The 13,434-nt window shown below is 40.4% G+C and carries 12 protein-coding genes; 6 read left to right on the top strand and 6 right to left on the bottom strand.

The genetic code is table 11. From position 1 onward, the window contains the following. The first annotated feature begins 145 nt into the window (after positions 1 to 145). Complete coding sequence (locus BLS16_RS22545) at positions 146 to 571, top strand: universal stress protein (RefSeq protein ID WP_092335833.1); 426 nt, start codon at positions 146 to 148, stop codon at positions 569 to 571. Between the two features lie 81 nt (positions 572 to 652). Here the strand turns inward: BLS16_RS22545 and BLS16_RS22540 are convergent, their stop codons facing one another. Then, the gene (locus tag BLS16_RS22540) at positions 653 to 1,156 is read right to left on the bottom strand and encodes a GNAT family N-acetyltransferase (protein ID WP_176786274.1); all 504 of its coding nucleotides are present in this window, start codon (positions 1,154 to 1,156) and stop codon (positions 653 to 655) included. Positions 1,157 to 1,311: 155 nt separating this feature from the next. On the opposite strand from BLS16_RS22540, the gene cax reads away from it, so the two are divergent. The 3 genes from cax to BLS16_RS22525 all read left to right on the top strand — a co-directional run bounded on the left by cax (position 1,312) and on the right by BLS16_RS22525 (position 4,426). Continuing rightward, the gene (gene cax / locus BLS16_RS22535) at positions 1,312 to 2,346 is read left to right on the top strand and encodes a calcium/proton exchanger (protein WP_092335832.1); all 1,035 of its coding nucleotides are present in this window, start codon (positions 1,312 to 1,314) and stop codon (positions 2,344 to 2,346) included. Positions 2,347 to 2,567: 221 nt separating this feature from the next. Continuing rightward, positions 2,568 to 3,053 carry a cytochrome c3 family protein gene (locus tag BLS16_RS22530; protein ID WP_092335831.1) on the top strand — a complete coding sequence of 162 codons (486 nt, stop codon included), beginning with the start codon at positions 2,568 to 2,570 and terminating at the stop codon, positions 3,051 to 3,053. A 20-nt stretch (positions 3,054 to 3,073) separates the two neighbouring features. After that, positions 3,074 to 4,426: an ammonia-forming cytochrome c nitrite reductase subunit c552 gene (locus tag BLS16_RS22525; protein WP_092335830.1), complete on the top strand. Its 1,353-nt coding sequence runs from the start codon at positions 3,074 to 3,076 to the stop codon at positions 4,424 to 4,426. Between the two features lie 138 nt (positions 4,427 to 4,564). Here the strand turns inward: BLS16_RS22525 and BLS16_RS22520 are convergent, their stop codons facing one another. Together BLS16_RS22520 and BLS16_RS22515 are read right to left on the bottom strand one after the other, a co-directional pair. Then, a complete protein-coding gene (locus BLS16_RS22520; protein ID WP_092335829.1) occupies positions 4,565 to 5,848 on the bottom strand; it encodes a glycoside hydrolase family 18 protein in 1,284 nt (427 codons plus the stop codon). A 96-nt stretch (positions 5,849 to 5,944) separates the two neighbouring features. Then, on the bottom strand, positions 5,945 to 7,954 hold the full coding sequence (locus tag BLS16_RS22515; RefSeq protein WP_092335828.1) for a molybdopterin-dependent oxidoreductase: 2,010 nt from the start codon (positions 7,952 to 7,954) through the stop codon (positions 5,945 to 5,947). Between the two features lie 216 nt (positions 7,955 to 8,170). Between BLS16_RS22515 and BLS16_RS22510 the strand changes: the two genes are divergently transcribed. Beyond that, positions 8,171 to 9,364 carry a S1C family serine protease gene (locus BLS16_RS22510; protein ID WP_176786273.1) on the top strand — a complete coding sequence of 398 codons (1,194 nt, stop codon included), beginning with the start codon at positions 8,171 to 8,173 and terminating at the stop codon, positions 9,362 to 9,364. A gap of 68 nt (positions 9,365 to 9,432) precedes the next feature. Here the strand turns inward: BLS16_RS22510 and BLS16_RS22505 are convergent, their stop codons facing one another. Continuing rightward, positions 9,433 to 10,095: a B3/B4 domain-containing protein gene (locus BLS16_RS22505; RefSeq protein WP_092335827.1), complete on the bottom strand. Its 663-nt coding sequence runs from the start codon at positions 10,093 to 10,095 to the stop codon at positions 9,433 to 9,435. Positions 10,096 to 10,257: 162 nt separating this feature from the next. Here BLS16_RS22505 and BLS16_RS23935 point away from each other — a divergent pair, with 162 nt between their 5' ends. Then, positions 10,258 to 10,419, top strand: coding sequence for a hypothetical protein (locus BLS16_RS23935; protein ID WP_169315533.1), 162 nt, complete (start codon positions 10,258 to 10,260; stop codon positions 10,417 to 10,419). Between the two features lies 1 nt (position 10,420). Here BLS16_RS23935 and BLS16_RS22500 read toward each other — a convergent pair whose 3' ends face one another. Both BLS16_RS22500 and BLS16_RS22495 read right to left on the bottom strand, forming a co-directional pair. Continuing rightward, complete coding sequence (locus BLS16_RS22500) at positions 10,421 to 11,146, bottom strand: metallophosphoesterase family protein (RefSeq protein WP_092335826.1); 726 nt, start codon at positions 11,144 to 11,146, stop codon at positions 10,421 to 10,423. A gap of 45 nt (positions 11,147 to 11,191) precedes the next feature. Next, entirely contained in the window at positions 11,192 to 13,177 is a 1,986-nt protein-coding gene (locus BLS16_RS22495) for an HD domain-containing phosphohydrolase (protein ID WP_092335825.1), read from the bottom strand. Between the last annotated feature and the right edge of the window lie 257 nt (positions 13,178 to 13,434).

The following is a 13,434-nucleotide window of genomic DNA, read 5'->3' as shown; positions in this document are numbered from 1 at the left end:
CTTATTAAGATTATCTCAGTTAATTCTTGCCATGAAAAGATGTCCGAAAATTTTCATGCCTCCCTGTGAACGGAAGGTTCATGAATGTTTATATAATATAATTAACAACCACAGCCTTCGTATAAAAATAAGGAGGATGATGCTAATGTTCAAAAGGATTCTAGTACCCACAGACGGCTCTGAATCTTCACGTCGCGCCCTTAAGTCAGCTTTAGAAATAGCTGAAAAGTTCAACTCAGAAATTGAGCTCTTTCATGTGACCCCAACTCCTGAAGCTTATTATGGGTATCATATGGGATTTACTAGCATCATAGATCAGGAGCAAATCGATAAGAGTGGAGAGTTAGCCTTGGAAATCACACTCAAAGGCATTGGCATCGGAAATGTTCACTTGACAAAGAAGCATATATCCGGGCACGCTGCCAGTGGCATCTTAGATGAAGTAAGAAGAGAATTTGACCTGGTGGTTATGGGTACAGTTGGTCACGGTGCACTTACCGGAGCACTTATCGGAAGTGTCACTCAACGGGTTATGGCTCAATCCCCTTGTCCGGTGCTTATCGTTAAATAACTATGTAATCCTAAAAAACTTTCTATAAAAACAGGGCTAGACTTTAAAGTTCTAGCCCTGTTTTTTATCTCTAAGCTTTTCCTAGTCTTTTGCAAGTTTAACTAAAGCTTCATTTGTTACTCTATAAACAGTCCAATCGTCCATTGGAACAGCCCCCTTGCTTTTATAGAACTTAATAGAAGGTTCGTTCCAATCGAGACACCACCATTCTAATCGGCCACACTTCCTCTCAATAGCGATTTTCGCAAGCTGAGATAAAATGATCTTACCTATCCCTTTACCTCGCATTTCTGGTTTAACGTATAGATCCTCCAAATATATACCTGGCCTTCCTAGAAATGTCGAGAAATTATGAAAGAACAAGGCGAAGGCTATCGGTCTATCCTCATACTCGCCGATAAGAACCTCTGCTTTTTTCTGCTCGAATAAGGATTCTCTTAGAATTTCTTCTGTAGCTACTACTTGGTCGAGCATTTTCTCATAGTCCGCTAATTCTTTAATAAGAGATAATATCAGCGGGACATCGTCTGCTTTAGCAAATCTCAGCTTAAAGTTTGCCAGTCTTGTGTTCATAAGCTGCTTCATACTCTCTCCTTACTTTTCTTACGTGAGTAGAAATAATCCAGTTAAGGCTCGAAAAACTAATTAGGATAATTAATTACTTTTTGTTGACACTCCTACTTAAATAGATTTTAATGGTAAATAGACTATTGAATATGGATGTTAGGAGGGGTTAAGTTTTGAAATATCTCAACCTATTATTGTTAGCTATTCCGATCAGTATTTTTTTGCATCTTTCCGGTCATTCACCCGTCTTACAGTTTGTTGCCGCTTGTTTGAGTATAATTCCACTTTCAGGATACATGGGCAAGGCAACTGAGGAAATCGCCATCTATGTTGGGCCAAGATTGGGGGGGTTGTTGAATGCTACTTTTGGCAACGCAGCAGAACTTATTATCACAGTTTTTGCCCTAAAAGCTGGATTGGTTGAAGTCGTAAAAGCTTCCATTACAGGTTCTATTATAGGCAATCTTCTTTTAGTGTTAGGGCTGAGCATGCTTCTGGGTGGTTTTAAGTACAAAGTCCAGAAATTCAATAGGGCTGCAGCTGGTATGCATACCGCCATGCTCCTGATGGCAGTGACGGGGCTGATCATCCCGGCAGTCTTCCTCAACACACATTCTAATCCTGCTGCCGAGCCCTTAAGCCTGGGAGTTGCAGGAATCCTTATGATTGTCTATATCCTTAGCTTGGTTTTTTCTTTACATACACACAAAGATGTTTTTCGACCAAGCCAAGAGTGTTCAGATTCTCCCAGTTGGTCAAAACCTAAATCTCTTTTAATTCTACTTATCGCTACTTTTTTTGTAGTGATAGAAAGTGAACTACTGGTAGAAGGAATTGATCCGGTGGTAAACACCTTAGGCATTAGTGAGCTGTTTATTGGAGTTATAGTCATACCAATCATCGGCAATGCCGCTGAACATTCAACAAGTGTCCTAATGGCTATGAAGAATAAAATGGATATCAGCTTAGAAATTGCAATAGGTTCAAGTACCCAGATTGCACTCTTTGTCGCTCCTTTATTAGTTTTCCTGGGTTATTTTATTGGCCAACCTCTTGACTTATTGTTTACAGGGTATGAACTTATCGTCATTATTATGGGCACAGTAATAACTGCCATGATAAGTATGGATGGCCGTTCAAACTGGTTAGAGGGTGCACAACTGCTGGCAGCTTATTCTATTATGGCCTTAGCATTTTTGTTTGTCTAGTGACTGCGTGTTAATTTTAGAGCATCGATACACTTTGCATACTAAGTCCGAATAAGGGCCCTTGTGCCGGAAGTTATATCTTCCCGCATAGGGGCCTTTATATGTCATCAATGGCATCCAAAGTAGAATATATAGCCCGGCCTAAAACATATTAATATTTTACATAAAAGCATTGTAAAACCTTCATACTAAGACAAAATTAACCTTGAAAGGAGGTTCCTATGAAATATCTATCTAGCAAAACAAAAAAATGGCTCCTGATTGGTGTGCCATTACTTGTACTCTTTGGATTCTTTGTGGTTGCTCAGTACGAACGCACATCGACTACTTATTATTGTGGAACAACCTGTCATATTATGAAGCCGCCGTATGAAACCTCTTTTCACAGTGTCCACAGGGAAACAAATGGGGTAGGCTGCAAGGATTGTCACATACCACATGATAATATTCTCGAGCAAATTGTCTACAAAGGATATTCAGGGGCCAGAGATTATTATAAGAACACCTTTGCTCCACCTGATGTGCTACACACAAAAGAATGGAGTAGGAATATTCTCCAACGCAACTGCCTGCGCTGTCATTCTACCGTCGTTTCCAGAATCAATACCAGTGAAGGAAAACGATGTTTTGAGTGTCATCGAGGAGAACCCCATGAACCCCCAACTATGCCCTTCTCTAGTCAACCAATATATACAGCAATTCGCTGAAAAATGGAGGTATACTTTAAATGTTTAAAACCTGGCGCAGCTTTCTATTGCTCAGTCTAATGCTAATACTGTTCGGATTCCTCATACTTGGTTGCAACCAACAATCTCCGGCTCCTCCTACGACGGTTACTATACCTGAAGGAGAATTAGATCCTGCCGTCTGGGGAAAGGCCTACCCTGATCATTATGCCAGTTATCTGGAACAAAAAGAACAAATAAAGGGCAATTCTAAGTATGGAGGTTCTGTACCCGAATCCCATCTTAAAGAATCTCCTGCTCAAGTAAAACTATTTGCCGGATATCCTTTTTCTGAAGATTACAATGAAGAAAGAGGTCATGTCTGGGCCTTAGAGGATGTCACAAGGACACTTCGTGTCGGTCCAAAAACTATTAGCTCCTGCTGGAACTGCAAAAGCCCTAATGTTAAACCCCTTGTTGACAAAATGGGGGACTCTTTCTGGGCAACCCCTTTTGCCGATTTAAAGGATCAAATCAAACATCCAATTGCCTGTGCGAACTGCCACGACTCAAAAACAATGGAACTGACAATTACAAGCATTCCCCTTCTTGATGCTTTGAAAACTAGAGGAATCGACCCTACTAAATTTAGCCGGCAAGAAATGCGAACCATGGTCTGTGCACAATGCCACGTTGAGTATTACTTCAAACCCGATAACAAAAAAGTTACCTTCCCTTGGAACTATGGTTTGCGCATGGATGATGCAGAAAAGCTATATACTGAATTAAATTTTAAAGATTGGGATCATAAAGAAAGCCAGGCTCCGATGCTCAAGGCTCAACACCCAGATTATGAACTCTTCTCAACTGGTGTACACGCTGCAAATGGCGTGGCCTGTGCAGATTGCCATATGCCCTATGTAAAACAAGGGCAAAGCAAAATATCCTCCCATCATCTGCAGAGTCCTCTTAATCATATTTCCCAATCCTGTCAAACCTGCCATAAACAAAGTGAAGAGTATTTAAAAAACCAAGTTATTGGCACCCAGGACCAAGTCTATAAAGCAAAGGTTGCCTTAGAAACTGCACTCACTGACGCTATTAATTCTATTACAACAGCGTCAAACAATTCTGCTGCCAAAGCAGATATGATGAATGAAGCCAGAAATTTACACCGTAAAGCTCAGTGGAGATGGGATTATATCTCTGCGGAAAACAGCATGGGTTGGCACAGCCCAAAAGAAGCTCTACGTATACTTGGGGAAGGCCTTGATCTGGCCCGTCAAGCACAACTAAAAGCAAACCTCGGGGTGGGCGCAAACGTCGCAGGTGCTGCTAATCCTGACGCAGGAAAAACGCCGGGTTCAGGCACTGCCGTTGAGGCAGCAGGTCAAGGTACTGCACCAAAGCAGTAATTCTCAAAAAAGAGCAAGCAGTCTACAGCGGTATGTATTCGGCCAGCAACAGCTTTTCATGAAAAATCTGTTAGCTTTAAGGAGAACAACCTAGAATAGACTTCTTGCTCTTACTATTTTATCGAGATATGCAGTTTACTATATTAGTTTACGCACCACGAAATTATCTTCAATAAGAAGCCAGTTTTGCGGAAAATCATTGCCTAATACCCAATAATAAAAACCCCGAATCCCCAGTTCCTTTACTAAGTCGAATTTCGCTTGCATACTTCGGGCATCCTCAAACCAAACTTCATGTTGTTTACCCTGTTCATCAGTATACCTAAACCAGGGAGCTTGAGAAACTCTGTCATAGTTAATAGTTGCCCCATAACGAACAGCCAATTGCAAAGCCCGTTGCGGACTAATAGATCTCGCGAATTTGCCGCCTTCAACATAGGGTAATGTCCAGTCATATCCATAGAGAGGCATCCCCATCATAATCTTTTCTTTCGGCACCACAGAAACAGCATATTCCATGACATTTCTCATTTGAGGTAAGGGAGAGACTGCCATCGGTTTCCCACCGGACCATCCCCATTCGTATGTCATAAAGAAGATGAAATCAACCACTTGACCGATTAACTGATAGTCATGCCCTTCATACAAAACTCCTTTTTGCTCAGCCCTATACTTTGGGGCTAAAGCAGCAGAAATATAGTACCCTCGAGGTTTTAATAATTGACGTGCCTTCTCTAAGAAATGGACATACCTTACACGGTTTTGAGCCCCCAAATACTCAAAGTCAAAATCCAACCCCCTATATCCCTTCTCATTCATTATCTGAAGAGCTTGATTAAGAACACGATCTTGCATGGCTTCACTGGTCAAGATAGCAGTAGCAATTTCAGTGCTGAATTGTCCCTCCTCAAAATTGGTCAGTACCAAAAGGGGTAAGACTCTATCCTTATACGCTGCATTTATCGATGGCTGATCATCCACCGGGGTAAGATTTCCCTCACGATTAACAGCATAGGTAAAAATTGCAAGATAAGTCAGATGCTCTCCTACTTTGTCCACATCCTCAGCGGAACTGCCTCGGGTCATTCTCGGATCAATATAGGCATTCGTTTCTACGATCATCTTAGGCCTTTGAGGCAAATATAAACGCAAGCCAACGGGGAGAGTATTAGGATTTTGAATATTATTGATGCGGACTAATTCCTCAACCGAAACATTGTAACGACGACCAATTGACCATAGACTTTCACCAGGTTGAAGGAAATGATATCGCCCTCTGATTGGTATAACAAATGTTTGCCCAACCGCCAATCTGCTGGGATCTGGAATTTCATTGGCTTCAACAATTTCCTGGGCGGAGACCCCGTAAGCTCGGGCAACTTTGCTAAGAGTATCTCCGGGTTTCACAACATGAATTTGCATATAAATCCTCCTCTAAACATAGCGATCCTTCCTGTTAATTTATGTTTAGAGAATGATGCTCGCGCCTATAAATCATAAATGCACCCGAAAATTAACTTATTGGTATAATCCGACATCCACTTTAACATCATAAAGAGTACTTCCCTCGGCTCTATCTGTCAGACGTTGTGAAGTAAGGGCATTTACCGAATAAGTTCCCTGCATTTTTTCCTTAGAAAAAAGACCCTCAGTGACCAAGACTCCCTGGGGAACAGTCGGTGCTAGCTTAAGTATAAAGACTACCTCGCCACGATCATTAAATGCTATTACTTTCTGGCCATCTTGCAACTTCTTGTCTTCGGCATCTTTAGGATTCATTTGCAAATAAGCCTCCTCTTTTTTCTGCAACAAATCAGGCCGTTCGTTGAAAGAAGAGTTCAAAGAATATAGACTTGGGGCGCTCATCAGGTAGAAAGGGGCGTCATCCTCGTAAGGGTCAAAATAGCGAGGTAAAGGTTCGGTTTCGACGGGGCTGTATATTTCAATCTTACCCGATGGAGTGAGATAGGTGGTTTTGTAGTCCTGGGGCAAGGAGAGTTCCACAGGGCGACCTGCTTGGAGATTTGCCATATCGACCCCTTCTAACCATGGCGTGGGAGGATCAAGCAATTGATTAATCAAGTCATCCGCGCTTTGAGCAAAGAATGACTCTTTATAGCCCATTGCTTGAGCAAGTAATTGAAATACTTCCCAGTTCGACTTAGCCTCTCCAACGGGGGGAATTATCCCAGTCGCTCGTTGAATGCCATAATGTCCGTATGCCCTATAAATATCTGAGTGTTCTAAGGAGCTGGTAGCGGGTAAGATAATGTCAGCATAACGAGCTGTATCTGTCATAAAACGTTCGTGGACAACTGTAAATAAATCTTCCCTTGATAACCCTTTTATTATCTTTGTTTGATCTGGAGCAACAACTGCTGGATTGGAATGGAATACGTACATGCTCATAATCGGCGGCTCAGATAATTCTGTTAATGCCTGGCCCAGCTGATTCATATTTACAATTCGGGGTTGCTCAGACAAGAAATCTTCATGAGTTACTTTACTTGTAACAAAGGCTGGACCTGTTGATATGCTTGCCAACAGCCCTCCTCCGGGCTTCTCCCAAGCACCGACTAGGGCAGGAAGACAGGTAATAGCTCGTACGGTCATCGCGCCATTCCCATAACGACAAAGTCCTGAGCCCAAAGCAATAAAAGGCCCCTTGGCTTTAGCATAGTGAAGTGCCAATTCTTCGAGCAACTTTACATCAATTCCAGTAATCTGACTCACTTTATCAGGAGTATAATCCGGTAGGATTTCTGATTGCAATTGTTCAAAGCCTTGTACATGCTTGGTAACGAAAGATAAATCTATCCAGCCTTCACGAACCAGAATGTGCATTATGCCGAGAGCCAACGCGCCATCTCTTCCGGGTTTGACCAAAACAACTTTATCAACAATCTTAGCCGTAGGATTTTCATAAGTATCTATAAGCCATACTGCAGCACCACGCTTTTTGGCTTCTTTTACGTTTTGCAGAAGATGGATGTTTGTGGCCAGAGCATTTGTACCCCATAAAAGGATAAAGTCGCTTTTCTTCACTTCATCTGGATGTGGTGCCAGGGTATTACCCATAACGGAGGACCAGCCATAACCTTTGGCCGAAGAACATATAGTGCGAGCTAATCTCGATGCTCCGAGTTTGTGAAAAAAGGCCTCCCCGCAATTACGTTGAACAACTCCCATTGTTCCAGCATATGAGTACGGCAATATAGCTTCTGCACCATAGTTAGAGATAATCCCCTTCCACCGGTCCACAATATATTGAATCCCTTCAGCCCAAGAAATAGGTTTAAAATTCCCCGCTCCTTTTTCGCCAATGCGTAGAAGAGGCTGCTTTAATCTTTGTGGGGAATGTACCGTTCGTTCATAATGATTCATCTTAGGGCACAAAGTCCCTTTGGTGAAAGGGTGCTCAGGATCACCCTTTACTTTTACGGCTTTGCCGTCAATAACTTCAACTAAAAGCCCACAGGCATCCGGACAATCAAATGGGCACACTGACCGCTTCATTTCAGTATTCATAATCCACTTCCTCTTTTTTTAACATTACCAAAGTATAATCCGAACTAAAAAGCAATGGTTTCTTCATATAATATCTAATTTTCACAAAATCTCAACTTTAACAACTATAATATTTCACACTTTGCACCATTTACTTTAACACTTTTAGGATATCCTTTAAATGTAGTAAATTAGTTGGTTTAAAGAACCAACTCAACATAAAAAGGGGGAAACATTATGGAAGAGGATGTTCGTTCAACACTCAATGACAATATTAACAATTTTAGTAATTCAAACACTACCCAATCTATTTCTCGACCAAGAGCTCGGGGCAGGGTATTGGCTTATGCCAGCTTATGTTTAATTAGCGCAGCTATCGGTGGCCTTTCTACTGTTGCGGCAATTCCCTATATCTATCCTACAAGTACTGTCGCACCATTGCAAACAGCTAATTCCTCGTTTACCCAGGTTGCCAATTATACAACGGATCAAACTATTTATCCGGTAGCTCAAATTGCTAAAAATGTTGGCCCAGCTGTTGTGGGGGTTGCCAACTTTCAAACCGGCAGGTCTTTCTCTGGGAAATCAGATCTTCAAGAGGTTGGAAGCGGTTCCGGTTTTATAATTGACGCAAAAAAAGGGTATATCGCAACTAATAATCACGTAATTGAAGGTGCCCAAAAAATTACCGTCAGCTTAAGTGACGGACGCACTCTTGATGCTAAATTGATTGGCGCCGACCCACGAACAGATCTTGCAGTATTGCAGATTTCGGATACGACAAACCTTACAGCGGTAGAGCTAGGAGATTCCTCAAAAGTTGAAGTGGGTCAGTCAGTAGTTGCTATTGGCAATCCGGGCGGGGACGAATTCGCTCGGTCTGTAACCACGGGGGTTATTTCTGCCACCAATCGCACTCTAAACCTTCAAGGAGTAGCAAGTTACAATCTGATACAAACAGACGCAGCTATTAACCCTGGTAATAGCGGAGGGCCACTAGTCAATTATCAAGGCCAAGTCATTGGAATTAACTCCGTAAAATATGCCGAAACCGGATTTGAAGGAATGGGCTTTGCTATTCCAATTTCCGATGCTTTACCAACGATACAACAATTAATCGCCACGGGTGTTGCCAAACATCCCGCTCTTCTTGTAAGTACGGATGATCAATACAACACTTACGCCAAAACCAACAACAAACCTCAAGGAGCCTACATTTCAGCAGTGACTCTCAATGGACCGGCGGCGAAGGCCGGTATACAGCAAGGAGATGTCATCACCAAGATCAATGATACCGAAATACAAAATTCTTCAGATCTGGTTCGGGAACTCTATAAAAACAAAGTAGGCGACAAAGTTACCTTAACTTACATCCGAGATGGGCAAACAAAGCAAACCGAAGCCGTCCTGGGGGAATTAGCTTCAACCTAAAACTTTGACATGGGGGCGGTTCTTCTGTCTTTAGACAAGAGAACCACCCCCTCAACAAGTTTTTCACTCTACAGAACGATTTTTGATTTAATTTCTTGGCCATAAGCATATTTTTCGATAAGTTCTTCTGAATATTTCAGATATTCTCCCACTTCTTTTTCCCCATTAAAAGAGAAAAGACACATTAGGATCTCACGGACATCGTTTGTGATCATGGCTCTTTCAGAGTCACTGGTAGGACTTCCGAAACTACCTAGGGCATCGGTTAAGACAGGAAGACTAGATATATTAATTAATTCTTTACCTATACCTTTGTATTCTTCTCCCTTCTGACCAATTCGTAAGATAATAGGAATATGTAAGTTTTTAAGATTATATGAACCAATTGGAAAAGTAGATTTTAATGAGATCAGATTATTGATATCCACAACGTTGTTAATCTTATAAACACCCTTACCCTGCAAGACCCTTCTTATAAGAGCTTCTGAAGATAACCTATATCTACTTGGAGCTTTCCCCATTTTTTTATAGGCTTCCCTACCCGCCTTTATTCTGGGTAAAGCCTCCAACTCTTCTATATGCATCTCTCTCTGTAGAACATCACAGCAACTGTTTATTTCTTCCCAAAGTTCCTTCGGACTACTTTCAACACTTACTTTTGCTTGGATACATCCAAGGACGAGATCCGGACAAAGTTCTTTTAATTCCTTGGATATGATAATGTCGATCATAAAATATCAGACCCCTTTTTTATCTATGTATTGGGAAAGGACTCCTGTAACAATCGCAACAATCCCAATTGGAAACAGATAAAGTATAATTTGTATGCAACTTACACACGTTAAAAATAACCCACTAATTAAACATATTTTTTGAATGGAAGGAATGAAAAAATGTCAGCTGATTACAAATTTATAGCTTTAGACCTCTATCAAGAATGTATTGATCCACTGGACTCTGATACTCATTCAAAGCTGCTTGCGGAAAAAGAACAGGCTTTTCAACACGCCTGTCAATGGACGACTCTCCATCCAAATTCACCCTCTGACCTTTAACTTAGGATTTTAGCCCTCTGTAGATTCCCGTTCTTAATTCGTCGATATACTCTTGCTTCTCTGGCATGTCGGTTAATTCCGCCTGCGCTACGGATAGTTCAACATTATAGGGTACCCTTACAAGAGATATCGCTAATGATCCTTCATCTCGATTCCCTAGGTTTCCTTCAATTATTCCATAAGAAGCTTGGGTTATGTCAAGTGGATTGCCGACACTTCCCACATTGAAAATTGTCTTTCCAGAGAAATTATCAATGTGGGCACTATGTATATCACCATATCCAACAATATCTGCTTCAACGTTAAGGGTTGGAGTAGCATCAAACAATTTTAGTCGCTTATTTATTTCCGATGAAAGGTAAACTCTATGGAATAAATCATTGGGAGACGCATGGCAAAGTCTCAATAATTTACCGCTAATATAAAATTCTTTATAGATTGGAAGACTCCTTAAATAACTCAGTCTCTCGATACCCAATCTATCCTGATGCCACTTAAGCACTGCCGACCCGCTTTGTTCTGATAGATAACAGTCCCAATTGCCTTTAATAACTATTTCAGTCCGCGCTTTAATTAGATCGACTGTTTCAGCAGGACTTGGCCCTTTTCCCGCTATATCCCCCAAGCAAAAAATTCGCTGAATACTTTTCGATTTAATATCTTCCAATACAGCTTCTAACGCAGGCAAATTCCCATGAATATCTGATATAATTGCGATTCTCTCCATGCCGCTCTCCTTATTCCAACCCTATTACTCCAAAGGGTTTCCTAATTAAGAAGCTTTAAATCTTAGAACCTTTTCAAGGAATACATTTACCACCTCAGGATCAAATTGTGTGCCGGAGTTAGTTTGAATTTCCTTAATTGCTACTTCTTCCGATAATGCATTACGATAACTTCTTTCACTAGTCATAGCATCATAAGCATCTATGATAGCAATGATTCTTGATTGAAAAGGTATTTCTTCTCCTTTAAGGCCTTTGGGATAACCAGTCCCATTCCACTTCTCATGGTGACATAATACGTAATCCGCTATTTCAGACATCTCATTGACAGTACTTAATATTCTATAGCCAATTTCCGGGTGCCGTTTTATTTCTTGCCATTCTTCCTCTGCCAGTGCACCCGGCTTATTAAGAGTTGTTTCTTCTATGGCAATCTTACCGATATCATGAAGGAGCCCAACAGTTTTAAGTTCTTCAACCTCTCCCTCTGGTAAACCTAAAGCTATCCCCATACTTTCGCATAGAGCTGATACTCTATGCGAATGCTGTTCCTCGCGCTTATTTTTTTCATGTAGTGTATTAATGATCGCCTTAATTGTTTTTCCTCTCATACTTGGACTTTCAAAAAGTTTTTTCTTATACATAAAGTCTTCCGCTTTTTTAAAAACTTCTTGAATGTCTTCATCTTTATCTAGCTTAGTTTCCCAACCAAAAGAAATAGAGATTTCAATTGAGCCAACTTTTTCACTTAAGGCTTGATTTTTAATACGTTTGACAATTTGTTCTATTTCTACGCTGGCTGTCCTTGGCAGGAGTATGACAAATTCATCGCCTCCAAGTCTGGCAATTATATCATCTGCTCGACACCCTCTAACGATTACCTCGCCAACTTTTTTCAAGAGTTCATCTCCCATGGCATGACCAAAGGAATCATTAATAAGCTTCAGGCCATTTACGTCTGCCATTACAATGGTTAATGGCAAATTCCTGGGAACATTCAGACGCATTAGTTCTTCCTCAAAAAATCTTCTATTATATAAGCCTGTTAATACATCTTTATAGCTCAAATACTCCAGCTTTTGCTCCAAAAGTTTTCGTTCACTGACATCTCGCCACACAGCATGTAAAACTTGTTTACCTCTAAGCAATATAGACGTTAACATTATTTCAACGGGAAATACTGTGCCATTTTCTTTTTTGTGCCACCATTCAAATCTATATTTGCCCTGTTTTAGGACTAACATACTAATATCCCAGGCCTTTTCCATAGAAGAAACTCCATCTGGTTGTTTTTCAGGGGAAATATCCCACGATGTTTTGCAAATAATTTTCGCCTTTGAGTCATAGCCTAACAACTCAATTGCAGCGAGATTACAATCAATTATTCGGTAGTCTTTTAATAAAATTATTGCATCTGAGGAACCCTCAAATAATTTTCTAAAGGTATATTCACTGGATTTTATCACATCTTCATTTATCTTTTGTTCAGTAATATCCTCCACCATACATATTTCGCTGGGTTTATCCTTATCTTCAAAATTCAAGGTAGCAACTGTTATCTTGGCCCAAACACTTGAACCATCAGGCTTAATATAACGTTTTATTATATTAAAGTTTTCTAAGGTCTTATCATTCATTAGAATCGATTTATGGATGTTTTCCTTGATATCATCCGGATGAGTTAGGGACATCCAGTCAATACCAATGATTTCTTCAACCTTTCTGCCAACTATTTCTGCAAACTTTGGATTTACATCGTAAAGCTTCCCTGTCAACGTATCGCTTAAAGCAATACCTAAAGGTGCTTGTTCATACATTATCCTGAATTTTTCCTCACTGATACTTAGCTTTTTTTCACTCTCAAGGTTTTGATAGTATTGATATCTTAGTTCTTCTTGAGCCGCTGTAACTTGCTGAATATAGGCCTGAAGTTCTTCGTTTTTATAACGCAGATTAAACATCAAACGAATAAACCCATAAATACATATAGAAGCTAATAATGATGCGAATAACCAATAACTATTTTTGTCCAAGTATCTCTCTCCTCAAAATGCACAGTACAATAATTATACATTATTTTAGGATAACTTCTAATTATTTATTTGATTACCATTTAATTTGCAGACGTTTCTTGTATTGAAATTAACATCTTTTTGCAAATCAACTACTCTTATGTAATATTGATATATAACATTCTCAACTTTCGCACCGCAGTTGTGCGAATAAAGCCTTGATATAACTGGGCAATGCACTGATCCAGTTATGTAGTTGACTAAGTGATTCGTAATTC

The organism is Desulfosporosinus hippei DSM 8344, from assembly GCF_900100785.1.
Classification (GTDB): domain Bacteria; phylum Bacillota; class Desulfitobacteriia; order Desulfitobacteriales; family Desulfitobacteriaceae; genus Desulfosporosinus; species Desulfosporosinus hippei.
Note: the sequence above shows the minus strand (reverse complement) of the source record. Positions and strands in the feature narration are given on the sequence as shown.

Excerpts from the sequence above, each read along its gene's own strand:
- BLS16_RS22545 (WP_092335833.1), top strand. The coding sequence starts at position 146 with ATGTTCAAAAGGATTCTAGTACCCACAGACGGCTCTGAATCTTCACGT.
- BLS16_RS22540 (WP_176786274.1), bottom strand. The coding sequence starts at position 1,156 with ATGAAGCAGCTTATGAACACAAGACTGGCAAACTTTAAGCTGAGATTT.
- BLS16_RS22530 (WP_092335831.1), top strand. The coding sequence starts at position 2,568 with ATGAAATATCTATCTAGCAAAACAAAAAAATGGCTCCTGATTGGTGTG.
- BLS16_RS22525 (WP_092335830.1), top strand. The coding sequence starts at position 3,074 with ATGTTTAAAACCTGGCGCAGCTTTCTATTGCTCAGTCTAATGCTAATA.
- BLS16_RS22520 (WP_092335829.1), bottom strand. The coding sequence starts at position 5,848 with ATGCAAATTCATGTTGTGAAACCCGGAGATACTCTTAGCAAAGTTGCC.
- BLS16_RS22515 (WP_092335828.1), bottom strand. The coding sequence starts at position 7,954 with ATGAATACTGAAATGAAGCGGTCAGTGTGCCCATTTGATTGTCCGGAT.
- BLS16_RS22510 (WP_176786273.1), top strand. The coding sequence starts at position 8,171 with ATGGAAGAGGATGTTCGTTCAACACTCAATGACAATATTAACAATTTT.
- BLS16_RS22505 (WP_092335827.1), bottom strand. The coding sequence starts at position 10,095 with ATGATCGACATTATCATATCCAAGGAATTAAAAGAACTTTGTCCGGAT.
- BLS16_RS23935 (WP_169315533.1), top strand. The coding sequence starts at position 10,258 with ATGTCAGCTGATTACAAATTTATAGCTTTAGACCTCTATCAAGAATGT.
- BLS16_RS22500 (WP_092335826.1), bottom strand. The coding sequence starts at position 11,146 with ATGGAGAGAATCGCAATTATATCAGATATTCATGGGAATTTGCCTGCG.